The sequence below is a fragment of the Salmonella sp. 32020114201800008SM genome (genome assembly GCF_017572025.1).
Lineage (GTDB): Bacteria > Pseudomonadota > Gammaproteobacteria > Enterobacterales > Enterobacteriaceae > Salmonella > Salmonella enterica.
Window position 1 is genome coordinate 319,876 of record NZ_JAGEQM010000004.1, and the last position, 24,413, is coordinate 344,288.

A 24,413-nucleotide genomic window follows, 5' to 3' on the forward strand; every position below is an offset into this window, starting at 1 on the left:
GTTCCGCTCAGGTCGATGGTTTACGTGACCATACAGATGAGTGGGAATGAAAGTTAATGATGAGGTCCGTGAATGCCCCGCAGCACCTGGTTCAAAGCGTTATTGTTATTGGTCGCCCTCTGGGGGCCTGCAGTTCAGGCGGATATCGGTTGGCAACCGCTGCAAGAAACTATCCGTAAAAGCGATAAAGATACCCGGCAGTATCAGGCGATACGTCTTGATAATGACATGGTGGTGTTGCTCGTATCCGATCCGCAGGCTGTAAAGTCGCTTTCAGCGTTAGTGGTGCCCGTTGGATCGCTTGAAGATCCTGAGGCTCATCAGGGGCTTGCTCATTATCTTGAGCATATGTGCCTGATGGGGTCAAAAAAATATCCGCAGGCGGATAGCCTTGCCGAATACCTTAAAAGACATGGCGGTAGCCACAACGCCAGCACCGCGCCTTATCGAACAGCCTTCTACCTGGAGGTTGAAAACGACGCGCTTCCAGGTGCCGTAGATCGACTGGCCGACGCCATTGCCGCGCCATTGCTCAATAAAAAGTATGCCGAACGCGAACGAAACGCGGTGAATGCCGAGCTGACGATGGCGCGCACCCGCGACGGTATGCGTATGGCGCAGGTAAGCGCCGAAACCATTAACCCGGCGCATCCAGGCTCGCACTTTTCTGGCGGCAATCTGGAAACGCTAAGCGATAAGCCGGGAAATCCGGTGCAACAGGCGTTGATCGCTTTTCATGAAAAATACTATTCATCTAATCTGATGAAGGCGGTGATTTACAGTAATAAACCCTTGCCGGAACTGGCGAGTATTGCCGCCGCAACCTATGGTCGCGTGCCGAATAAACAGATTAAAAAACCGGAAATTACCGTACCTGTCATCACCGAGGCGCAGAAGGGCATCATTATTCATTACGTGCCGGCGCTACCGCGTAAAGTGCTGCGCGTGGAGTTTCGTATTGATAACAATAGCGCGCAGTTCCGTAGCAAGACCGATGAACTGGTCTCTTATCTGATTGGCAATCGTAGCCCGGGGACGCTCTCTGACTGGCTGCAAAAACAAGGACTGGTCGAAGGTATTAGCGCGGATTCCGATCCGATTGTTAATGGTAACAGCGGCGTATTTGCCATTTCGGCAACGCTGACTGATAAAGGTTTGGCCAATCGTGATGAAGTCGTCGCAGCTATCTTTAGCTATCTCAATACGTTACGTGAAAAAGGGATAGATAAACGTTACTTTGACGAGCTGGCGCATGTGCTGGATCTCGACTTCCGCTATCCGTCGATTACCCGCGATATGGACTATGTCGAGTGGCTGGCGGACACTATGATCCGCGTCCCGGTAGCGCATACGCTGGATGCGGCGAATATCGCCGATCGTTACGATCCTGCCGCTATCAAAAATCGCCTGGCGATGATGACGCCGCAGAATGCGCGCATCTGGTACATCAGTCCCCAGGAACCCCATAATAAGATTGCGTATTTTGTGGATGCGCCTTATCAGGTCGATAAGATTAGCGAACAGACGTTTAAAAACTGGCAGCAAAAAGCACAGGGCATTGCGTTGTCGCTGCCGGAGTTAAACCCCTATATTCCTGATGATTTTTCGCTTGTTAAGAATGACAAAAACTACGTGCGGCCAGAACTGATTGTCGATAAAGCGGATTTGCGCGTGGTTTATGCGCCGAGTCGTTATTTCGCCAGCGAGCCAAAAGCTGACGTGAGCGTGGTATTGCGTAACCCGCAGGCGATGGACAGCGCCCGCAATCAGGTACTGTTCGCCCTTAATGATTATCTGGCGGGAATGGCGCTCGATCAGCTCAGCAACCAGGCGGCAGTGGGCGGCATTAGCTTTTCCACTAACGCCAACAATGGTCTGATGGTCACTGCGAACGGTTATACCCAGCGTTTGCCGCAGCTTTTCCTGGCGCTGCTGGAAGGATATTTTAGCTACGACGCCACGGAGGAACAGCTGGCGCAGGCGAAATCCTGGTATACGCAGATGATGGATTCTGCGGAGAAGGGAAAAGCCTACGAACAGGCGATTATGCCGGTGCAGATGATTTCGCAGGTGCCTTATTTTTCCCGTGATGAACGTCGCGCTTTGCTGCCGTCCATTACGTTAAAAGAGGTGATGGCCTATCGTAATGCGTTAAAAACGGGCGCTCGTCCGGAATTTCTGGTTATAGGGAATATGAGCGAAGCCCAGGCGACCTCTCTGGCGCAAGATGTCCAAAAACAGCTCGCGGCGAACGGATCGGCGTGGTGTCGTAACAAAGACGTGGTGGTTGAGAAAAAGCAGTCCGTAATATTTGAAAAAGCGGGCAGTAGCACCGACTCCGCGTTAGCCGCGGTCTTTGTCCCGGTCGGCTACGACGAGTATGTCAGCGCCGCCTACAGCGCGATGTTAGGTCAGATTGTTCAACCGTGGTTTTACAATCAGCTACGAACCGAAGAGCAACTGGGATACGCCGTTTTTGCCTTTCCGATGAGCGTTGGCCGTCAGTGGGGAATGGGATTCCTGCTACAGAGCAACGATAAACAGCCCTCTTACCTGTGGCAACGCTATCAGGCATTTTTCCCTGACGCCGAGGCGAAGCTGAGGGCGATGAAGCCGGAAGAGTTCGCCCAAATTCAGCAGGCGATCATTACGCAAATGCGCCAGGCGCCGCAAACGTTGGGCGAAGAAGCATCCCGTTTAAGCAAGGATTTCGATCGGGGTAATATGCGCTTTGACTCGCGTGATAAAATCATCGCTCAGATAAAATTGCTGACGCCACAAAAGCTTGCCGACTTCTTCCACCAGGCGGTGGTGGAACCACAAGGTATGGCAATATTGTCACAGATTGCTGGTAGCCAGAATGGAAAAGCAGAATACGTGCATCCGACAGGCTGGAAAGTGTGGGATAACGTCAGCGCATTGCAGCAAACGTTACCTCTAATGAGCGAAAAGAATGAATGATGTCGCCGAGACTCTTGATCCTCTACGCTTGCCCCTGACAGGCGAGCGTCTGATTGAAGCATCAGCGGGCACAGGCAAAACGTTTACTATCGCGGCGCTGTATCTGCGGTTATTGCTCGGTTTAGGCGGCAGTGCCGCATTTCCCCGTCCGTTGACCGTTGAAGAACTGCTGGTGGTAACCTTTACGGAGGCCGCCACTGAAGAGCTGCGTGGGCGAATCCGCAGTAATATCCATGAGTTGCGCATCGCCTGTCTGCGGGAAAGCACGGATAATCCGCTGTATGCCCGCTTGCTGGAAGAAATTAGCGATAAAAAGCAGGCCGCGCAGTGGTTATTACTGGCGGAACGACAAATGGACGAGGCCGCGGTCTTTACCATCCACGGTTTTTGCCAGCGTATGCTCAGCCTGAACGCTTTCGAATCCGGTATGTTGTTTGAGCAACAGCTTATTGAAGACGAATCTTTGTTGCGTTATCAGGCCTGCGCCGATTTCTGGCGGCGTCATTGCTATCCGCTGCCGCGCGACATCGCGCAGGTGGTGTTTGACGTGTGGAAGGGACCGAAGGCGCTCTTAAAGGATATCGATCGTTATCTGCAGGGCGAAGCGCCGGTCATTAAAGCGCCGCCATCGCAGGAGGAGACGCTGGCATCGCGTCATGAACAGATCCTGGCGCGTATCAACCAGGTGAAGCAGCAGTGGTGTGAGGCGGTTAGCGAGCTGGACGCGCTAATCGAATCATCCGGCATCGATCGCAGAAAATTCAACCGCGGCAATCAGGCGAAATGGATCGAAAAGATCACCGCGTGGGCGCAAGAAGAGACTAAAAATTATCAATTACCTGAGGCGTTGGGAAAATTTTCACAGCGTTTTTTAGCTGAGCGCACCAAAGCTGGCGGCGTGACGCCCCAGCACCCATTGTTTGTCGCCATCGATAACCTGTTAGGCGAACCGCTATCGATTAAAGATCTGGTTCTTACCCGAGCGCTCTCAGAGATCCGTGAAACGGTGGCTCAGGAAAAACGCCGGCGCGGCGAGCTGGGGTTTGACGATATGCTCAGCCGTTTAGATACCGCGCTGCGTAGTGAAAGCGGCGAGGCGCTGGCTGCGGCGATTCGTACCCGTTTTCCGGTGGCGATGATCGATGAATTTCAGGATACCGACCCACAACAGTACCGTATTTTTCGCCGTATCTGGCGACATCAACCCGATACGGCGCTATTGCTGATTGGCGATCCTAAACAGGCGATTTATGCGTTTCGTGGCGCGGATATCTTTACCTACATGAAGGCTCGCAGCGAAGTGAGCGCGCACTATACGCTTGACACTAACTGGCGCTCCGCGCCGGGGATGGTGAATAGCGTTAACAAGCTGTTCAGTCAGATGAACGACGCCTTTATGTTCCGCGATATTCCCTTCAGTCCGGTAAAGTTTGCGCCCAGAAACCAGTCGCTGCAATTTAAAGTGAATGACGCGCCTCAACCGGCGATGACCCTGTGGCTAATGGAGGGAGAAAGCTGCGGTTCGGGCGATTATCAAAGTTATATGGCGCAGGTGTGCGCCACACAAATTCGCGACTGGCTGCGTGCCGGGCAAACGGGCGACGCGCTGCTGACGAACGGCGATTCGTCGCGGCCCGTTCGTGCCTCGGATATCAGCGTGCTGGTGCGCAGCAGGCGGGAAGCCGCGCTGATACGGGATGCGCTGACCTTACTGGCGATCCCTTCCGTCTATCTTTCAAACCGCGACAGCGTATTCGAAACGCTCGAAGCGCAGGAAATGCTGTGGGTGTTGCAGGCGGTGATGGCGCCCGAACGTGAGAATACGCTGCGTAGCGCTCTGGCGACATCAATGATGGGCCTTACCGCGCTGGATATCGAAACGCTTAACAATGATGAAAATGCGTGGGATGCGGTTGTTGAAGAGTTTGATGGCTACCGACAGATTTGGCATAAACGCGGCGTGATGCCTATGCTGCGCGCGCTAATGTCGGCGCGCAATATTGCTGAAAACCTGCTGGCGACAGCGGGAGGCGAACGTCGGCTGACGGATATTCTGCATATTAGCGAACTGTTACAGGAAGCCGGTTCGCAGCTGGAAAGCGAACATGCGCTGGTGCGTTGGCTGGCGCAACATATCCTTGAACCCGATAGCAATGCTTCCAGCCAGCAACTACGTCTGGAAAGCGATAAGCATCTGGTGCAAATCGTCACCATTCATAAATCGAAAGGTCTGGAATACCCGCTGGTCTGGTTACCTTTTATCACCCATTTCCGCGTGCAGGACCAGGCTTTTTATCACGACAGGCACTCCTACGAGGCGGTTCTGGACCTTAGTCATGCCGAAGAGAGCATAGCACTGGCGGAAGCCGAACGCCTGGCGGAAGACCTGCGCCTACTTTATGTCGCGCTGACCCGTGCAGTGTGGCATTGCAGCCTCGGCGTCGCGCCGCTGGTACGGCGTCGCAGCGATAAGAAAGGCGAGACGGATGTGCACCAAAGCGCGCTTGGGCGACTCCTGCAAAAAGGCGAACCGATGGATGCCGCAGGCCTTCGCGCCTGTATTGAGGCGCTATGCGACGAGGATATCGTGTGTCGAACGCCAGGCAACACGGATAACGACCGCTGGCAAATTGCCGCTGCATCGCATGCGGAACTCAGCGCCAGAACGCTGCAACGCCTGCTTTATGATAGCTGGCGCGTCACCAGTTATTCCGGTTTGCAGCAGCGGGGACATAGCGTGGCGCAAGATCTTATTCCTCGTCTCGACATTGACGCCGCAGGCGTTGGCGAAGCGGCGGAAGCGCCGGCAATGACGCCGCATCACTTTCCTCGCGGGGCATCGCCGGGAACATTTTTGCACAGCCTGTTTGAAGAGCTTGATTTTACTCAACCGATAGACCCCCAATGGGTACAGGAAAAACTGGAGCTGAGTGGTTTTGAAACGCGATGGGAGCCCGTACTTACCCGCTGGCTGGACACCGTGTTACACGTTCCCCTTAACGAGACGGGCGTTAGTCTGAGCGTGCTGACCGAGCGTGAAAAACAGGTCGAAATGGAGTTTTATCTGCCGATTGCCCAGCCGCTTACCGCCGGAGAGCTGGATGCGTTGATTCGTCGGTACGACCCGCTTTCAGCAGGTTGCCCTGCGCTGGATTTCATGCAGGTTCGCGGCATGTTAAAGGGCTTTATCGACCTGGTGTTCCGTTATGAGGGGCGCTATTACTTGCTCGACTATAAATCTAACTGGCTGGGCGAGGATAGCGCCGCTTATACCCAGACGGCGATGGCTGCGGCGATGCAGGCGCATCGCTATGATTTGCAGTACCAGCTTTATACGCTGGCATTGCACCGTTACCTTCGTCATCGAATGGCGAATTACGACTATGAACGCCATTTCGGCGGCGTCATCTATCTCTTTTTACGCGGGGTGGATAGCGAACGTCCGCAGCAGGGTATTTTTACCACTCGTCCTGCGGCGGCGTTAATTAACCAACTGGATGATATGTTTGCAGGTGAAATGAGTGAGGAGGCGCAATGACAATCCAGGAGCGGTTGCTGGAGGCCGTTGAACAAAAACTCTTACGGCCCATTGATGCCCAGTTTGCTTTAACCGTCGCCGGTAACGACGATCCCGCCGTGACGCTGGCGGCAGCGCTGCTTAGTCATGACGCAGGTGAAGGTCACGTGTGTCTGCCGTTGTCGCGTTTAACGTTAACGGAGGAGGCGCATCCCTTACTGGTCGCCTGGATAAGCGAAACGGCTACGCCAATCGACTGGAAAAAGCGGTTACTGGCGTCTGCGGCGGTTAGCTGCGGCGATAGCCCCGCGCCGTTAATTCTGTGCGGCGATCGTCTCTACCTGAATCGCATGTGGTGCAACGAGCGTACGGTTGCGCGCTTTTTTAACGAGGTTAACCAGGCCATCGCCGTAGATGAAGATCAGTTATCCCGTATTCTGGACGCGCTATTCCCTCCGACAGACGAGGTGAACTGGCAAAAGGTGGCCGCCGCCGTAGCGCTAACTCGCCGTATCTCCGTGATTTCAGGCGGTCCCGGCACCGGTAAAACCACCACCGTCGCGAAGCTGCTGGCGGCATTAATTCAAATGGCGGATGGCGAACGTTGCCGTATCCGGCTGGCAGCGCCGACCGGGAAAGCGGCCGCACGCCTGACGGAGTCGCTCGGCGCGGCGTTGCGTCAGCTTCCACTTACCGATGCGCAGAAAAAGCGTATACCGGAGGACGCCAGTACGCTGCACCGACTGCTAGGCGCACAGCCCGGCAGCCAGCGATTACGCCATCATGCGGGCAACCCGCTACATCTGGACGTGCTGGTGGTCGATGAAGCATCAATGATTGATTTGCCGATGATGTCACGTTTGATTGACGCTCTGCCGCCGCACGGGCGGGTCATTTTTCTTGGCGATCGCGATCAGTTGGCATCCGTTGAGGCGGGCGCTGTGTTGGGCGATATTTGCGCCTATGTCAACGCAGGGTTTACGGCGGAACGCGCCCGACAGCTAAGTCGACTCACTGGTAGCGCCATTCCGGCGGGGGCCGGAACGCAAGCCGCATCTTTACGCGATAGCCTCTGTTTGTTGCAAAAGAGCTATCGTTTCGGCAGCGATTCTGGCATCGGCAAGCTGGCGGCGGCAATTAACTGCGGCGACAGGTCGGCAATCCAGGCTGTTTTTCAGCAGGGGTTTAGCGATATAGAGAAGCGTACATTGCAAAGCAGCGACGATTATGCCGGGATGCTGGATGAAGCGCTGGCGGGCTATGGTCGCTACCTGCGGTTGCTGCATGAAAAAGCGACGCCGGAGGCAATCCTTCAGGCTTTCAATGAGTATCAACTGCTTTGTGCGCTGCGCGAAGGCCCATTTGGCGTGAGGGGACTGAATGACCGCATTGAGCAGGCGATGGTGCAGCAACGAAAAATTCAGCGGCATCCGCATTCTCGCTGGTATGAAGGGCGTCCGGTAATGATTGCGCGCAACGATAGCGCGTTGGGGCTATTTAACGGCGATATTGGTATTGCGCTCGATCGCGGGCAGGGGTTACGCGTCTGGTTTGTGATACCGGACGGCACGATCAAGTCCGTTCAGCCCAGCCGTCTGCCGGAACATGATACAACCTGGGCGATGACGGTACATAAATCACAGGGGTCTGAATTTGATCACGCCGCGCTGATTTTACCCAGCCAACGTTCGCCGGTCGTGACGCGGGAGCTGGTGTATACCGCTGTTACGCGGGCGCGGCGGCGGTTATCGCTGTATGCCGATGAACGGATCCTGGCAGGCGCGATTGTGACGCGAACGGAACGGCGCAGCGGGTTAGCCACCTTATTTGATGAAGTCAGTCGTACCGGATAAGACGAGTTCTCGCCGGATGGCGACGCGTAGCGTCTTATCCGGCCTCCAAATGACGCTTTCGAGCGTAGGCCTGATAAGCGCAGCGCTATCAGGCCCCCCTCGTTATCCTAAATCCGCCATCAGCACCTTTGAACGTCGCTGATAGTTATACATTTTTTTCTTGCTCTCAGGCAGTAACTCAATATCGACAGGCGTGAAACCGCGCTCCTGGAACCAGTGAATACTGCGCGTCGTCAGCACAAACAATTTACGCAGCCCCATTTGCCGCGCCTGGGCGGCAACCCGCTCCAGAAGCACTTCTCCACGCGATGAGCTGCGATAATCCGGATGTACCGCTACGCAGGCCATTTCGCCTATTTTCTCTTCCACAAAAGGATACAGCGCCGCGCAGGCGATAGTCATATTATCGCGCTGAATAATGGTAAATTTATCGATCTCCATCTCCAGTTGTTCACGGGAACGGCGTACCAGAATGCCCTGCTGTTCCAGTGGGCGGATAAGCTCCAGAATACCGCCAATATCGTTGATGGTGGCGCGGCGGATCTGCTCGGCGCTCTCCATGACGATCTGCGTACCGATACCGTCACGCGAGAACAGTTCCTGTAATAGCGAGCCATCTTCCTGATAGCTGATCAGATGGCAACGACGAACGCCGCTACGACAGGCTTTTACCGCGCCGCGCAAAAAACGTACGGTTCCGGAGTTGTAGTCGCCCTGCGCTTCCAACTCTTCCACCCGCGCCTGTGCTTCATTCGGGAAGAGTTCAGAAATGATGCCGCCCTCGCTATTGGTAACGCCCTGAGAAGAACAGAAACCGATCATTTTTTCCGCTTTCAGTTTAACGGCGAGTTGAGTGGCAATCTCTTCTGAGGTCAGATTAAAACTTTCGCCGGTCACTGAGACGGCGACCGGCCCCATCAGAACGATCGCGCCGTTATCCAGCTGGCGGTTGATCGCATCTTCATCAATGCGCCGGATACGGCCGCTATGACAGTAGTCCACGCCATCATCAACGCCCAGCGGCTGCGCAATGGTGAAATTGCCGCTGACGACATTAATGTGCGCGCCCTGCAACGGCGTATTGTTCAGACTCATCGACAGACGGGCGGTAATATCAAGCTGGAGTAAACCGGCGGCCTGTTTCACCAGCTCCAGTGCTTTGGCGTCCGTCACCCGCGTGTTTTTGTGGTAAATCGGTTCATGATGATGCGCGGCCAGATTGGCGTCGATTTGCGGTCGCGCGCCATACACCACGACAAGGCGAATACCGAGGCTATGCAGTAGCCCGATATCGCTAACGATGCTGGAAAAATTGTCATGCTCAATGGCTTCGCCGCCGAGCATAATGACAAAGGTTTTTCCGCGATGGGTGTTGATATAGGGAACTGAATGGCGAAACCCTTCTACCAGTTCGGTTTTACGTTCCTTTATCATTGCGCGCCCCACTAGTGAATTATTATTCGAAATTAGTGTATTTTTATTCTGTTTTTGCCCTCTGTGCAAGCGTAAATTTTATGCGGTCCGATCGCTTTTCTTAGTAATGCCGTGAATATAAAAAGAATGTTTACCCTTTTATAGATGACAGATTATGCGTCATTCGCTAAAGTTTCCGGTCAATTTGGATGAACTTTGTATGATCTCTATTTAGTTTTTGCTCGGGAGAAGCATGTCGGGAGCCAATTCAGCAATCAGCCGTCGCCGTTTACTACAAGGCGCGGGCGCCATGTGGCTATTAAGCGTGAGCCAGGTCGGGCTGGCTGCCGTAAGCCAGGTCGTTGCGGTGCGTATCTGGCCTGCGTCCAGCTATACCCGCGTCACGGTAGAGTCGAATCGTCTGCTGAAATATAAACAATTTGCCTTAAGTAACCCGGACCGCGTGGTAGTAGATATTGAGGATGTGAATCTGAACTCGGTGCTTAAAGGCATTGGCGCGCAGATTCGCAGCGACGATCCGTATATCAAATCCGCAAGGGTAGGGCAGTTTGATCCTAAGACTGTGCGTATGGTCTTTGAGCTAAAACAAAACGTGAAGCCGCAGCTATTTGCGCTGGCGCCTGTGGCAGGCTTTAAAGAACGTCTGGTGATGGATCTTTATCCTGCCAATGCGCAGGATATGCAGGATCCGCTGCTGGCGCTGCTGGAAGACTACAATAAAGGCGATCTGGATAAGCAGGTGCCGCCTTCGCAAAGCGGGCCGCAGCCCGGTAAAGCGGGGCGCGACCGCCCCATTGTTATTATGCTTGATCCGGGACACGGCGGCGAAGACCCCGGCGCGATAGGCAAATACAAAACGCGTGAAAAAGACGTGGTGCTCCAGATAGCCCGCCGCCTGCGCGCGTTGATCGAAAAAGAAGGCAACATGAAGGTCTATATGACGCGCAATGAAGACATCTTCATTCCGTTAAAAGTCCGGGTGGCGAAAGCGCAGAAACAGCGCGCCGACCTGTTTGTCTCTATTCATGCGGATGCCTTCACCAGCCGGCAGCCTAGCGGTTCATCCGTATTCGCGCTATCGACCAAAGGCGCCACCAGTACCGCGGCGAAATATCTGGCGCAAACGCAGAACGCCTCGGACTTAATTGGCGGCGTGAGCAAAAGCGGTGACCGTTATGTCGACCATACGATGTTCGATATGGTGCAATCGCTGACCATTGCCGATAGTTTGAAATTCGGTAAAGCGGTGTTGAAGCAGCTTGGTAAAATTAATGACCTGCATAAAAACAAGGTCGAGCAGGCGGGGTTTGCGGTGTTAAAGGCGCCCGATATTCCGTCTATTCTGGTCGAGACGGCGTTTATCAGTAACATTGAAGAAGAACGCAAGCTCAAGACCGCGACGTTCCAGCAACAGGTCGCAGAGTCGATTCTGGCGGGCATTAAAGCGTATTTTGCCGATGGGGCGACGCTGGCGAGAAGAAGTTAACCTGAGATGACGGCGAGTTTATTGCGCGGGTAAGTAGGATGCTGCCCGCACTGTCGTTGCGGACCAGACGACAGATACAAAAAAACACCCGTAAGGGTGTTCATTAAGTTGGTTGCGGGGGCCGGATTTGAACCGACGACCTTCGGGTTATGAGCCCGACGAGCTACCAGGCTGCTCCACCCCGCGTCCGTCTAAACTTGCATTCTCATTGTAATTGGTTGCGGGGGCCGGATTTGAACCGACGACCTTCGGGTTATGAGCCCGACGAGCTACCAGGCTGCTCCACCCCGCGTCCGTGGATGCGCACTATACTCCGCTGAGCTTTTGTTGCAACCCTTTTTTCATATAAATCGCTAATTTCTCATGAATTGCGCAAATACACCGCAGATAGCACGATTTTTAAACGAATTTACATAATGAGATCGCGATCGCATTTCATTACTTCGGACGGTTTGTTATCTTCACCGGGCACTTTCGATTACGCAGAAGACGAGACACCATGAAAGGACGTTGGGCAAAATATGTGGCGACAGGCGTAATGCTGGCAATGCTGGCTGCCTGTTCATCAAAACCGACCGATCGCGGTCAGCAATATAAGGACGGGAAATTTACCCAGCCCTTCTCCCTGGTAAACCAGCCGGACGCAGTGGGCGCGCCGATTAATGCTGGAGACTTTGCCGAGCAGGTCAACCAGATCCGTTCCGCGTCGCCGCGTTTATACACCAATCAAAGCAACGTCTATAACGCTGTCCAGAACTGGTTACGTTCCGGAGGCGATACGCGCACTATGCGTCAGTTTGGTATCGATGCTTGGCAGATGGAAGGCACCGACAACTACGGTAACGTCCAGTTCACGGGCTACTATACGCCCGTCGTTCAGGCTCGCCATACGCGCCAGGGCGCGTTCCAGTATCCTATCTATAGTATGCCGCCAAAACGCGGACGCTTACCGTCCCGCGCTCAGATCTACGCAGGCGCGCTGAGCGATAAGTACATCCTGGCCTGGAGTAATTCGCTGATGGATAACTTTATTATGGATGTCCAGGGCAGCGGTTATATTGATTTCGGTGACGGTAGTCCGCTGAACTTCTTTAGTTATGCCGGTAAAAACGGCTGGCCTTATCGCAGTATTGGTAAAGTGCTTATCGATCGCGGTGAAGTGAAAAAAGAAGATATGTCGATGCAGGCTATACGCGAATGGGGAGAGAAGCACAGCGAAGCGGAAGTGCGTGAATTACTGGAGCAGAACCCATCGTTCGTCTTCTTTAAGCCGCAATCTTTTGCGCCGGTCAAAGGCGCCAGCGCCGTACCGCTGATTGGGCGAGCATCCGTCGCCTCCGACCGCAGCATCATTCCGCCTGGCACGACCTTGTTGGCGGAAGTACCGTTGCTGGATAACAACGGTAAATTTAGCGGTCAGTATGAGCTACGTTTGATGGTCGCGCTGGATGTCGGCGGAGCGATTAAAGGCCAGCACTTTGATATTTACCAGGGGATCGGCCCGGATGCCGGGCATCGTGCCGGATGGTATAATCACTATGGTCGCGTCTGGGTGTTAAAAAGCGCGCCGGGCGCCGGTAACGTGTTTAGCGGCTGATTGTGGTATTCTGCGACAACCGGATTGCCCGATAACGCGATCGCTATCGGGCCTGAAAATAGTGAGCAGGGGTGAGGAATAACCTCACCTTTTTTTATTCTGAGGTCATATGTCAGTGGTGATAAGTGATGCCTGGCGCCAACGCTTTGGCGGCACCGCGCGTCTGTACGGTGAAAAAGCGCTGCAGCGGTTTGCTGAGGCGCATATCTGCGTCGTGGGAATCGGCGGGGTGGGATCATGGGCGGCAGAGGCGCTGGCGCGTACGGGCATCGGCGCGATTACGCTGATTGATATGGACGATGTCTGCGTGACCAATACGAACCGTCAGATCCATGCGTTGCGTGATAACGTCGGGTTGGCGAAAGCGGAAGTGATGGCCGAACGGATTCGGCAAATTAACCCGGAGTGCCGGGTAACGGTTATCGATGATTTCATCACGCCGGATAATGTGGCGGGTTATATGAACGCGGGTTTTACCTATGTCATTGACGCCATTGACAGCGTTCGTCCAAAAGCCGCGCTGATTGCGTACTGTCGCCGATATAAGGTTCCTTTAGTGACCACAGGCGGCGCGGGCGGGCAGATCGATCCGACGCAAATCCAGGTCGCTGATTTGGCGAAAACTATCCAGGATCCGCTGGCGGCAAAACTGCGTGAGAGATTGAAACATAATTTTGGCGTAGTGAAGAACAGTAAAGGTAAGCTGGGCGTGGACTGTGTTTTTTCCACCGAAGCGCTGGTTTACCCACAGGCGGACGGTTCCGTATGCGCGATGAAAGCTACCGCAGAAGGGCCAAAACGGATGGATTGCGCCTCTGGCTTCGGCGCGGCGACGATGGTGACGGCAACGTTCGGTTTTGTCGCCGTTTCCCATGCGCTGAAGAAGATCATGGCTAAAGCGGCGCGACAAGAATAAAAGGACGGGGCGGAGTGTCACGCAGACGCGTATCCGGCCCTGCGCCCTTCGTTAGCGAAAGAAGCGCTGTACCCTGCCGAACACCGGTTTCAGACGGGCGCGGAGATAATGGGAATATAAATTTTCAGATATGCATAAAAACAACCCGAACCATACCGCACAAAAGCAGAGCAATTCCGCGTAATTAATGTGCTCGCCAAATATCATAATGGCAAGTAAGAACTGTAAAGACGGCTCTATATATTGCGCCAGTCCGGTGACAATCAACGAGGTGTGATTTAACGCGATGGCAAATAATACCAGTGGAATGATCGTCACTGGCGCCGTCATGACATACAAAAAGAAAGGAGTATTAGCGGATATAAGTGGTCCGGTATCGCTAAAGAGAAAAATTAATAGTGAGACAGGCAATGCCCATAATGTTTCAATCGTTATCGATGTCATCACATCATAATGTATAAACTTTCGCGCCAGGCCATATAGCGCAAATGATAATCCCATGGTTAGCGCCAGCGCCGGGAAATGCCGTAACATGATAATTTGAAAAGTCAGGCCACAGACACCAGAAAAAACGGCGATGGCCTGAAACAACGACAGTTTTTCTTTAAGAAAAATGCATCCCAGCGCAATAACAAATAGCGGGTTGATAAAATAGCCGAGGCTGGCATCAAGCACCAGATGATGGGTTAGCGCATAAATAAAAGATGACCATGATACAATCATCAAAAGTCCGGCGATCATGCAGAAGAAAAAGGATTTTTTATCTTTCCAGACATCATGAAATCGCGTTCGCTGCCGAAATAAGAACCTTACTGCCAGTAATAATGGAATTGACCAGAATACCCGGTATATCAATATTTGTGCGAGATTTCCCCCTGATAAATATTGATAATATAAAGGTGTTAACCCCCATAATATAAATGCCAGTACCACAAACATGGTACCGCTACGCAGATATTTTTCCACTTATCCATATCCTGTTATAACTTCACCCGATGCGTATGAATTTTCCAGTTCACCTGCTACGCTACATCGAGTGGCTTTATTTACTCTAAAATCTTCACGCCGTTTTAACATGGATTCTAACATTGTAATTTCATTGTGATAGCTGATAAAAATCAAAAGAATGCTTATCAGGGAAATCTGACGCCGAAACTAATAAAGTGACTGGATTATTTTATCTGCATCGCCTGACCGCCGCGGGCGGCGCTGTCAGGCGACAGAATATTTACGCTATTTCAACCCTTATGCGTTGCGGCAACAATCGCTTCGCTCAGCGCGTTCAGCCCCTGACTACGTGAGGCGCTAAGCTGGGCGCGTAAACCCAGCTCGTCAAACAGCGCCAGCGGTGAACGAGCCTGCAACTCGGCGGCGTTTTTTCCTTCCACCGCGGTGAGCAATACCGCCAGCAGGCCGCGGACAATCCGCCCCTCACTGTCGCCGAAAAAGTGCATCGTTCCGTTATCTGATCGGGTAAAGCCCAGCCAGACGCGGTTCTCGCAGCCGGCTATCTCCATCGCCTGCGCTTTGCATTCATCCGGCAGAGCGGGGAGCTGTTTTCCTAACAGAATCAACTGACGATATTTATCCTCCCACTGGGTCAGCGGGAGAAAGATAGCGCGTAACGTCTCTTCCGTTACCGTTGTGCCGAACGGGTGTCCGGTATAAAGAGGGTTTGTCATTAATCCACCAGCAGTTCCAGCGCGCGGTCAACGGCGTTAACCAACGCATCCACATCATGTTGGGTATTATACGGCGCAAAAGAGGCGCGCAGAGTCCCTGTGACGCCAAGTTCCGCCAGCAATGGCTGGGCGCAATGTTGCCCGGCCCGGAGCGCAATACCGTATTCCGCCAGCAGTGTCACCATATCGCCGTGGTGCACGCCGACAAAATCAAAGGCCAGAAGGCTGGAGTCCTGGCAGCGGAACGAACGAAAGCCCGGGCGTTTCGCCAGTGCGTCTTCCGCCAGCGTTGCCAGCCCCCGGCTCCAGTTTTCGGCCTGTTCAATATCGATATCGGACAGCCATTCCAGCGCAGCGCTCAGGCCGATGACCCCGGCGACGTTCGGCGTCCCCGCTTCCAGCTTCCAGGGAGCGCTTTGAGTGGTGAAGCCTTCAAAGCTAACGTCACGGATCATCTTGCCGCCGCCGAGCCAGGGCGACATCGCCTCAAGAAGCTCCGGCTTACCGTACAGCACGCCGATACCGGTCGGGCCATACAGTTTGTGAGCGGAAAAAGCATAAAAATCGATATCAAGCTGCTGAACATCCGCCGGGAAGTGTACCGCGCCTTGCGCGCCATCTACCATCACGACCATTCCCGCTGCGTGAGCGGTGCTGATAGCGCTTGCGAGATCCGGGCAGCCGCCCGTTACGTTCGACATTTGCCCCAGCGCCAGAATGCGGCTGCGCGACGTGATCAGTTCCGGCAGACGCTCAACATCAGGAAGACGCCGGTCATTAAGCGGCAGTTTTATGACCTGCGCGCCGGTTTGTTGCGCCACCATCAGCCAGGGCACAAGGTTGGCGTGATGCTCGGCGACGCTAACGATAATTTCATCGCCGGGGCGCAGACGAGGACGGGCGTAACACTGCGCCACCATGTTGATCGCTTCGGTGGTGCCGCGTGTCCAGACGATACTTTTTTCATCGGGCGCGTTTAACAGCCGCGCTGCTTTTGCTCTGGCCGCTTCATATTGCGCCGTCAGGCTCTGCGCCTGCGCAAACTGGCTACGATGAACGTTACCGGCGCTCAAACAATAAAACTGGTGCGTGGCGTCAATGACTGCCTGTGGCTTTAATGCCGTGGCGGCGCTATCGAGATAAACACCCGCATCGGCTAGCGCGGGAAACTGCGCGCGAAACTGCGTGGGATTAAAAGCGTTCATGATATTCCTCGGTTCAGTTTACCGATCGTGGCGTAAAAGCGCGGCTGATACAAGGTTTGTCCTAACCATCGGAATCGTCTGTATATCCTGGCGAATTATGTAAAGGAGGTTATGCTGAATAATGTTAGGCGAATGTTTAAGCCTGTTACGGAGTCCGCTTTAAATAGCACAAACAGCTTTAAGGAGAAGAAGATGAAAAAGACTGCCGCAATTATCTCTGCATGTATGCTGACTTTTGCCCTGAGCGCCTGTTCCGGTCCTAATTACGTTATGCACACCAATGATGGACGTAGCATTGTGACCGACGGTAAACCCCAGACCGATAACGATACCGGTATGATTTCGTATAAAGACGCTAATGGCAACAAACAGCAGATCAATCGTACTGACGTGAAAGAGATGGTGGCTCTGGAAAACTAACCGTTTGTTATACAAAAAAAAGCACCGCAATATGGCGGTGCTACATTAATCACTATGGACAGACAGGGTAAATGTACAGGAAGTGAAAAAGGGTAGTCTCGCTACCGTGGTCTGAATCGCAGACCAATTGCAAACACAACAACACAACATCACAACCGTAAGCCAAAAGCCCATCAGAACACGCATTCCGATAAAACTTTTCGTTCCGGCTCAGGAAGTGCCGCCACTATAGGTATTTGCTGGTAGAACCTCAACGGACAATTTATAATGTCTCAGATTAAAAAAACTAATAGGTTACATGTTGTTACCTATTTGTTAAATTCATTCGACATTAAGTCCAGAGGCCATGTCAAAACGATTACCTCCTTTAAATGCGTTACGCGTTTTTGATGCTGCCGCGCGCCATTTGAGCTTTACGCGAGCAGCGGAAGAACTTTTTGTGACGCAGGCCGCAGTAAGCCACCAAATTAAGTCACTTGAGGATTTTTTGGGGCTAAAACTGTTCCGCCGCCGCAATCGTTCGCTGTTGCTGACGGAAGAAGGCCAAAGCTATTTTCTCGACATTAAAGAGATATTTTCCCAGCTCACGGAAGCAACGCGTAAGCTCCAGGCGCGCAGTGCCAAAGGGGCGCTGACGGTGAGTTTACCGCCCAGTTTTGCCATCCAATGGCTGGTGCCCAGGCTCTCCAGCTTTAACTCAGCTTATCCGGGAATTGACGTTCGGATACAAGCCGTTGACCGTCAGGAAGATAAACTGGCAGACGATGTCGATGTCGCGATTTTTTATGGCCGGGGAAACTGGCCGGGCTTGCGCGTCGAAAAATTATACGCAGAATATTTACTGCCCGTCTGTTCTCCTTTATTACTCACAGGCGAAAAACCGTTAAAAACGCCGGAAGATCTGGCGAAACACACGTTATTGCACGATGCCTCCCGGCGTGACTGGCAGGCCTATACTCGTCAGTTAGGGCTCAACCATATTAACGTTCAGCAAGGGCCGATATTTAGCCACAGCGCGATGGTGCTACAGGCCGCTATTCACGGACAGGGGATCGCGCTGGCGAATAATGTTATGGCGCAGTCGGAAATTGAAGCCGGGCGACTGGTGTGTCCATTTAACGATGTTCTGGTGAGTAAGAATGCTTTTTATCTGGTTTGTCATGACAGCCAGGCAGAACTGGGTAAAATAGCCGCCTTCCGTCAGTGGATTTTGGCGAAGGCGGCGACGGAGCAAGAAAAATTCCGTTTTCGTTACGAACAATAATTAACTTAGGGTATGACCATGACCAGCCGTTTTATGCTGATTGTCGCCGCTATCAGCGGTTTTATTTACGTTGCTCTGGGCGCGTTCGGGGCGCATGTTTTGAGTAAAACCCTGGGCGTGGTTGAAATGGGCTGGATTCAGACCGGCCTGCAATATCAGGCGTTCCATACGCTGGCGATCTTTGGCCTGGCGGTGGCGATGCAGCGCCGTATCAGCATCTGGTTTTACTGGAGCAGCGTTTTTCTGGCGCTGGGCACGGTGCTGTTTAGCGGCAGTCTGTACTGCCTTGCGCTTTCGCATCTGCGCCTGTGGGCGTATATCACGCCTGTCGGCGGCGTCAGTTTCCTGGTGGGCTGGGCGCTATTGCTGATTGGCGCCATTCGTATGAAACGTAAGGGCGCGAGCCATGAATAAAGTTGTCTTGCTCTGCCGTCCGGGGTTTGAAAAAGAGTGCGCTGCAGAAATTACCGATAAAGCGGGAAAACGGGAAATATTTGGTTTTGCACGCGTAAAAGAGAACGCAGGCTATGTCATTTATGAATGCTATCAGCCGGAAGATGGCGAAAAGCTGATTTCAGAACTGCCGTTCAGTTCGTTGATTTTCGCCCGCCAGTGGTTTGTGGTGGGTGAACTGCTGCAACATTTACCGCCGGAAGACAGAATCACGCCGATTGTCGGCATGTTGCAGGGCGTAGTGGAAAAGGGCGGCGAGCTGCGGGTTGAAGTCGCCGACACCAATGAAAGTAAAGAACTGATGAAGTTCTGCCGCAAATTTACGGTGCCGCTGCGCGCGGCTTTGCGTGATGCGGGCGTATTGACGAATTATGAAACGCCGAAGCGTCCGGTCGTTCATGTCTTTTTTATCGCGCCAGGATGCTGCTATACCGGTTATTCGTTCGCGCATAACAATTCACCGTTTTATATGGGCATCCCGCGTTTGAAGTTTCCGTCTGATGCGCCGAGCCGCTCAACGCTGAAACTGGAAGAGGCGCTCCACGTTTTCATCCCGGAAGATGAGTGGGATGAACGTCTGGCGAACGGCATGTATGCGGTGGATTTGGGCGCCTGTCCCGGCGGATGGACGTACCAGTTAGTGAAGCGCAATATGTGGGTTTACTCCGTAGATAACGGCCCGATGGCGCAAAGCCTGATGGACACCGGGCAGGTGACCTGGTTGCGTGAGGATGGCTTCAGGTACCGTCCGAACCGGAATAATATTTCATGGATGGTCTGCGATATGGTGGAGAAGCCGGCCAAAGTCACCGCGTTAATGGCGCAGTGGCTGGTGAACGGCTGGTGTCGGGAGACGATTTTTAACCTTAAACTGCCGATGAAAAAACGCTATGAAGAGGTGTCGCATAACCTGGCGTATCTTCAGGCGCAGTTGGATGAGCATGGCGTTAATGCGCAGATCCAGGCGCGTCAGCTTTATCACGATCGCGAAGAAGTGACGGTACACGTGCGTCGGTTGTGGGCGGCTGTTGGCGGGCGTCGCGACGAGCGATAAAAACGCGCTGCCGTCATCCGGCGCGTCATCAGCGCCGGATGGCGCACGCTTGTCCGGCCTATGACTGCGGCGCATCTGAAACAATATGCGTCACATCATCCAGATGCCCGATGCGCGCCTCTCCTGAACGATTAAATTTACTTTTATCAATCAATAATAAAGACTGCGAGGCGCGCCTGAGCAGGATAGATTTAAAATCGGCGTTGATCGCATTGGAGTCCCACAGATCGCCGCCGCCGTCGATTCCCTCACAGGAAAAGATGAACAGATCGATATCAAGCGATTTTAGCTGTGAGATAAGCGACGGATTAACATAACAGCCATATTTACGTTCAAGCTGGCCGCCGGAACTTATCAGCGCAATGCGTTCGCGTTTTCCCAGCTCCTGACAGATAGGATGGCTATTGGTAAAAACCTGAATGGGAATATCCGGCAACTGGCGGGCCAGATACCAGCAGGTTGAACTGGCATCCAGCGCAATCGTCATTCCTTCTTCTATCCACGCTAACGCTTCACGGGCAATATCGGCTTTGTGCGCATAATGGCTTTTCAGGCGGATATGGAATGGATCGCCGCTGTCCTGATTTTCACGATGAATATATTTAGCTCGTCCGTGATTACGCAGCACTTTTCCCTGCGTCTGTAGTTCACTGAGATCGCGGCGGATGGTCTCTTTACTGACGTTAAGCCGGGTGGCCAGCGCTTCGGTGGTCAGACTTTTATGATTGATCAGCAGATCGACTATCGCTTGTTGGCGTGCCGCTTTCATTTTTCTCACCCCATCATTCGATGAACGCCCGCGTCATGCGGGCGCACCGGCAAGAGATTACGGCGTTACCCCTTTTTTTAAAAGAATATTTCCGTACTTCGCGCACTCTCCTGTGATAACGATCGCAAACGCTTTTTGCGCCCGCTCATAAAACGCATAGCGGTCGATACGAACGATATCCGGGCACGGCGCTTCTAATGACAAGGCATCGCGATAGCGCGCTTCAACGCTGGGATCGAGCGTGTCGCCTTCCACGGCGGCCATCATCACCAGCGGCGGGGCGTAGCTATCCAGCTCAAAGAGCGGAATAATTGCCCGCAGTAGATCGCTGACGCTAAGACCATCGGCGCGAATCACCTGCGGGCCCAGGCTATGCGCGGGAAAGTGAGCGTCGGAAAAAATGATTTCGTCCCCGTGGCCCATCTCGGCCAGCACTTTGAGCAGTGTCGGGGAAATTAACGGTGAAATGGTTTTTAGCATTTCATACTCCCTCAATAATTTCAGGTTCGGTTTGCGGCCAGAAATAGCGATACTGATAATTGACCTGCGCACGCGCCTGCTCCGGGCTACTAAATTCGCCTACGCCGTACCAGCCAAACATGGCAGCGCCGGCCACGGTGGTTTCCGCGTCGTCCAGCACCTTGATAGGGAGAGCAAGCTGATTCGCTTTAATTTGATTCCACAAAGCGTTGCGACTGCCGCCGCCAACCAGTAACAGTTCTGTGGCGTTAAAATGACCGATTTTCTCCAGCGTGCGCAGATTACGCTGAAGTTGCGCCGTCAGGCCTTCCAGCGCGGCGCGATAGAAATGGCCGCGGGTGGTATTGAGCGTCACGCCCTGCCAGCCTGCATTTTGGCAGGCGAGCAGATCGCACTGCATCCGTACGCCTTCCGCGCCAGCGGGAATAGCGCGCGCTTCGTCGATCAGCGTTTGCCATGGCGTTTCCGGCGTCCACAGCAGTTTTCGTACCCATTCGAGTACACCGGAGGCCAGCCACTGCATTCCGGGGTTATAAAGCCCCGACTGACTGTCCAGTTCACAGGTCGAGCCCGGATACTGACTGAGCAGCGAGGTATCCACCTGACCGCTGCGCACCATCAGAATCTCCCATGTTCCGGAGGAGAGCACCGGTTCACCTTGCTGCGCGCCAGCGCCGAATAACGCGAACTGAGTATCGTGTCCGGCAGAGATCACCGGCACACCCGCCGGGAGACCGAGTAGCCTGGCCGCGTCTGTCTGTAGCGTGCCTATCGGGGCGCCCGCTTCCACGATACGCGGGAACAGGCGGCGCGCCAGGCCCGTCGCCTGCAGGATTTCCGGACTAAAGTCGCGCTGATGGATATCCAGTAGCTGGCTGGTGCCTGCCATAGTGATATCGGTCGTAAACTCGCCGGTCAGACGGTGGTTAATCAGCGACGAGATAAACAGCCAGCAGTGAGCTTGTTCCAGCAGGCGCGGATGATTCTCTTTAAGCCAGACCAGTTTATACAGCGTGTTAAAGCTGAACGCGCCGACGCCGGAGAGCGTCTGCAATTGCCGGGGCGAGATAAAGCGCCCAATCGTTTCCATCACGGCGGCGGTTCGCGGGCATTTCCAACTGATGACCGGGTAGAGCAGCTTACCCTGCGCATCGACCAGCGCGCCATCGACGCCGAACGTAGTCACCGTAATACCGCGAACAACACACTCCGACAGGGCGCTGGAGAGTGACCTGCAGCAGTCGGCGAAACGTTGCAGGATGGCGTCCAGCGACCACTGATGCCAGGCGCTATTTTCTGCGGCAATGTCGCTGGCGTTAGCGGTTGAGGCGCGGGCGACAATTTTCCCCTGGCGATCAACGGCGATCGCCCGAACGTTAGTCGCACCGCAGTCGAGAACCAGAATAACGTCTTGTTTCATAGATAACTCCATAAACGCCGCCCGATGGCGCTACGCTTATCCGGCCTACGGTTCACGCGCCCGTAGGCCCGGTAAGCCTGCGCCACCGGGCTAAGCCGCATTAACGTTTATACAGCGGGCCATAATTCTGGCAGGCGCGATAATCCTGGCCTTCGATATCCATACCGTGAGCCGCCCAGGCGGAAGGACGGTAGATCTTCGCCTCCTCCACGTTGTGCATACATACCGGGATACGCAGCATTGCGGCGAGAGTAATAAAATCCGCCCCTACATGGCCGATGGTGAGTACGCCGTGGTTAGCGCCCCAGTTCGCCATCACCGAATAGACATCGGTAAACGGGCCTTTGCCGGTAAGACGCGGCGCAAACCAGGTAGTAGGCCAGGTAGAGTTGGTGCGGGCATCAAGCTGATCGTGCATCGCTTTCGGCAGTTCGACGCTCCACCCCTCGGCGATTTGCAGTACTGGTCCCAGGCCTTTGATGATATTCACGCGGGTCATGGTGAATGGCACGCCGCCTTCGGTCAGAAAACGGGATGAGTAGCCGCCGCCGCGGAAGTATTCGTGAATTGCCGGGCACCATTCAGTGGCCGCCAGACACGCATCCGCCTCTTGTTGGCTGATTTCCCAGTGCGGTTTCATGGTCGGCTTGCCTTCGCTGTCGCGCTGTTTACAGGCACCGTCCAGCGCGGCAGAACCGGAGTTAATCAGGTGAATAATGCCGTGTTCCGCCAGGCCGCTGAGCGCCTGGCCGGTGACGCGTTCTACGGCTTCCGGCGACCAGTAAGTTCGCACGTCGGCGAATATCTGCGCGGTACCGGTGAGTTGATGGCCAAACAGCATCGCTACTCCGTTCAGACTGTCATTTTCGGTGGCGACGACAAACGGTTCGCGTACGCCGTTCCAGTCAAAAGAGCTATTGAGCAGCGCTTCGGCGGTATCGCCGTTCGGGTATTGATCGGTCCAGTGGCGCTGGCCCTGGAAGCCGGCGGCAATAGCGTTGTAGCCCAGCGATTCTTCAACTAACCCTTTGTCCGCCAGCGTCTTGTTGCCCTGCATCATGTCGCGAATACACATCGCCATCAGCAGGCTCTCTTTTAGCACCGCGCGGTTCTGGGCTTCATTGCGCTTATACTGTGAGGCGTTCTGATCTTCGCCGTAGCGGAAGTTTTTATCCGCCCACGCCAGCGCCATCTCCAGTTCGGCCTCATCATAAATTTTTTGATCGATACGGCGGCGCAGTTCGGTCATATCTACCGCTTGCACCTTCATGCCCAGCCAGGATTCAAAGAAGTTATGATCGACAATGGAACCCGCGATCCCCATCGACACGCCGCCGACGGAGAGGTAGCTTTTGCCTTTCATGCTGGCTACCGCTAACCCTGCCCGCGCAAAACGCAGCAGTTTTTCTTCGACGTCGGCAGGAATGGAGGTATCGTCGGCATCCTGCACGTCATGGCCATAAATGGAGAACGCTGGAATGCCTTTCTGGCTGTGCGCCGCCAGCGCCGCGGCAAGGTAAACCGCCCCGGGACGCTCTGTGCCGTTAAAGCCCCAGATGGCTTTTGGACGCATCGGGTCCATATCAATGGTTTCGCTGCCATAGCACCAGCACGGCGTAACGGTAATGGTCACGCCCACGTTCTGGCTACTGAATTTTTCTTCACAGGCGGCGGATTCCGCCATTCCGGCAATACAGGTATCCGCAATGACGCACTCCACCTGTGCCCCACAGGCGTGGCGGATTTTCTCGGTGATGAGCGCCGCCGTCGCTTTCGCCATGTTCATGGTTTGCTCTTCGAGCGACTCGCGTACGCCCATACGACGTCCATCAATCACCGGGCGGATACCGATTTTCGGTAAGCTGATTTTTTTCATGACAGATTCCTCACGTTATTCGGATA

18 protein-coding genes and 2 tRNA genes are annotated in these 24,413 nt (G+C 53.9%); 10 read left to right on the top strand and 10 right to left on the bottom strand.

Features of this window, described 5'->3' with window-relative positions:
* Positions 1-72 precede the first annotated feature (72 nt).
* The 3 genes from ptrA to recD are packed head-to-tail and all read left to right on the top strand — an operon-like array spanning position 73 to position 8,331.
* Positions 73-2,961, top strand: a complete 2,889-nt coding sequence (ptrA, locus tag J4613_RS13805; protein WP_001138256.1) for a pitrilysin — start codon at positions 73-75, stop codon at positions 2,959-2,961.
* Positions 2,954-6,499 (top strand): exodeoxyribonuclease V subunit beta, encoded by a 3,546-nt coding sequence (gene recB, locus J4613_RS13810; RefSeq protein WP_001000533.1) that lies wholly within the window; start codon positions 2,954-2,956, stop codon positions 6,497-6,499. The genes ptrA and recB overlap by 8 nt, the downstream gene beginning before the upstream one ends.
* The gene (recD, locus tag J4613_RS13815) at positions 6,496-8,331 is read left to right on the top strand and encodes an exodeoxyribonuclease V subunit alpha (protein WP_111742244.1); all 1,836 of its coding nucleotides are present in this window, start codon (positions 6,496-6,498) and stop codon (positions 8,329-8,331) included. Before recB ends, recD begins: the two co-directional genes overlap by 4 nt.
* Before the next feature lie 102 nt (positions 8,332-8,433).
* On the opposite strand, the gene argA is transcribed toward recD, so the two are convergent.
* Entirely contained in the window at positions 8,434-9,765 is a 1,332-nt protein-coding gene (argA, locus tag J4613_RS13820; RefSeq protein ID WP_000588964.1) for an amino-acid N-acetyltransferase, read from the bottom strand.
* Positions 9,766-9,997: 232 nt separating this feature from the next.
* Here argA and amiC point away from each other — a divergent pair, with 232 nt between their 5' ends.
* Positions 9,998-11,251, top strand: coding sequence for an N-acetylmuramoyl-L-alanine amidase AmiC (gene amiC, locus J4613_RS13825; protein WP_000011919.1), 1,254 nt, complete (start codon positions 9,998-10,000; stop codon positions 11,249-11,251).
* A gap of 109 nt (positions 11,252-11,360) precedes the next feature.
* On the opposite strand, the gene J4613_RS13830 is transcribed toward amiC, so the two are convergent.
* Positions 11,361-11,437 (bottom strand) — tRNA-Met (locus J4613_RS13830).
* 29 nt (positions 11,438-11,466) lie between these two features.
* Positions 11,467-11,543: transfer RNA gene (locus tag J4613_RS13835), tRNA-Met, on the bottom strand.
* A gap of 207 nt (positions 11,544-11,750) precedes the next feature.
* Here J4613_RS13835 and mltA point away from each other — a divergent pair.
* A complete protein-coding gene (gene mltA / locus J4613_RS13840; protein ID WP_000678626.1) occupies positions 11,751-12,848 on the top strand; it encodes a murein transglycosylase A in 1,098 nt (365 codons plus the stop codon).
* A 109-nt stretch (positions 12,849-12,957) separates the two neighbouring features.
* Positions 12,958-13,764, top strand: coding sequence for a tRNA cyclic N6-threonylcarbamoyladenosine(37) synthase TcdA (tcdA, locus tag J4613_RS13845; protein WP_000117748.1), 807 nt, complete (start codon positions 12,958-12,960; stop codon positions 13,762-13,764).
* Between the two features lie 51 nt (positions 13,765-13,815).
* On the opposite strand, the gene rarD is transcribed toward tcdA, so the two are convergent.
* The 3 genes from rarD to csdA form a co-directional block, all read right to left on the bottom strand.
* A complete protein-coding gene (gene rarD, locus J4613_RS13850; protein WP_111742538.1) occupies positions 13,816-14,703 on the bottom strand; it encodes an EamA family transporter RarD in 888 nt (295 codons plus the stop codon).
* A 299-nt stretch (positions 14,704-15,002) separates the two neighbouring features.
* A complete protein-coding gene (csdE, locus tag J4613_RS13855; protein ID WP_058107518.1) occupies positions 15,003-15,446 on the bottom strand; it encodes a cysteine desulfurase sulfur acceptor subunit CsdE in 444 nt (147 codons plus the stop codon).
* On the bottom strand, positions 15,446-16,651 hold the full coding sequence (gene csdA, locus J4613_RS13860) for a cysteine desulfurase CsdA (RefSeq protein ID WP_111742245.1): 1,206 nt from the start codon (positions 16,649-16,651) through the stop codon (positions 15,446-15,448). The genes csdE and csdA overlap by 1 nt, the downstream gene beginning before the upstream one ends.
* A gap of 192 nt (positions 16,652-16,843) precedes the next feature.
* Here csdA and J4613_RS13865 point away from each other — a divergent pair, with 192 nt between their 5' ends.
* The 4 genes from J4613_RS13865 (at position 16,844) to rlmM (ending at position 19,842) form a co-directional block, all read left to right on the top strand.
* Entirely contained in the window at positions 16,844-17,071 is a 228-nt protein-coding gene (locus J4613_RS13865; RefSeq protein ID WP_000750393.1) for a YgdI/YgdR family lipoprotein, read from the top strand.
* Between the two features lie 346 nt (positions 17,072-17,417).
* Positions 17,418-18,335: a glycine cleavage system transcriptional regulator GcvA gene (gene gcvA, locus J4613_RS13870; protein WP_000044409.1), complete on the top strand. Its 918-nt coding sequence runs from the start codon at positions 17,418-17,420 to the stop codon at positions 18,333-18,335.
* An 18-nt stretch (positions 18,336-18,353) separates the two neighbouring features.
* Positions 18,354-18,749, top strand: a complete 396-nt coding sequence (locus tag J4613_RS13875; protein ID WP_000203913.1) for a DUF423 domain-containing protein — start codon at positions 18,354-18,356, stop codon at positions 18,747-18,749.
* The gene (gene rlmM / locus J4613_RS13880) at positions 18,742-19,842 is read left to right on the top strand and encodes a 23S rRNA (cytidine(2498)-2'-O)-methyltransferase RlmM (RefSeq protein WP_001045494.1); all 1,101 of its coding nucleotides are present in this window, start codon (positions 18,742-18,744) and stop codon (positions 19,840-19,842) included. The genes J4613_RS13875 and rlmM overlap by 8 nt, the downstream gene beginning before the upstream one ends.
* A 58-nt stretch (positions 19,843-19,900) precedes the next feature.
* Here the strand turns inward: rlmM and fucR are convergent, their stop codons facing one another.
* From fucR to fucI, 4 genes are all read right to left on the bottom strand, one after another.
* Positions 19,901-20,611, bottom strand: coding sequence for an L-fucose operon activator (gene fucR, locus J4613_RS13885; protein ID WP_000642330.1), 711 nt, complete (start codon positions 20,609-20,611; stop codon positions 19,901-19,903).
* Between the two features lie 57 nt (positions 20,612-20,668).
* Positions 20,669-21,091 carry an L-fucose mutarotase gene (gene fucU / locus J4613_RS13890; RefSeq protein WP_000920848.1) on the bottom strand — a complete coding sequence of 141 codons (423 nt, stop codon included), beginning with the start codon at positions 21,089-21,091 and terminating at the stop codon, positions 20,669-20,671.
* A gap of 1 nt (position 21,092) precedes the next feature.
* Positions 21,093-22,511, bottom strand: coding sequence for an L-fuculokinase (gene fucK, locus J4613_RS13895; protein WP_023205413.1), 1,419 nt, complete (start codon positions 22,509-22,511; stop codon positions 21,093-21,095).
* A 100-nt stretch (positions 22,512-22,611) separates the two neighbouring features.
* Positions 22,612-24,387 carry an L-fucose isomerase gene (fucI, locus tag J4613_RS13900; protein WP_000724126.1) on the bottom strand — a complete coding sequence of 592 codons (1,776 nt, stop codon included), beginning with the start codon at positions 24,385-24,387 and terminating at the stop codon, positions 22,612-22,614.
* Between the last annotated feature and the right edge of the window lie 26 nt (positions 24,388-24,413).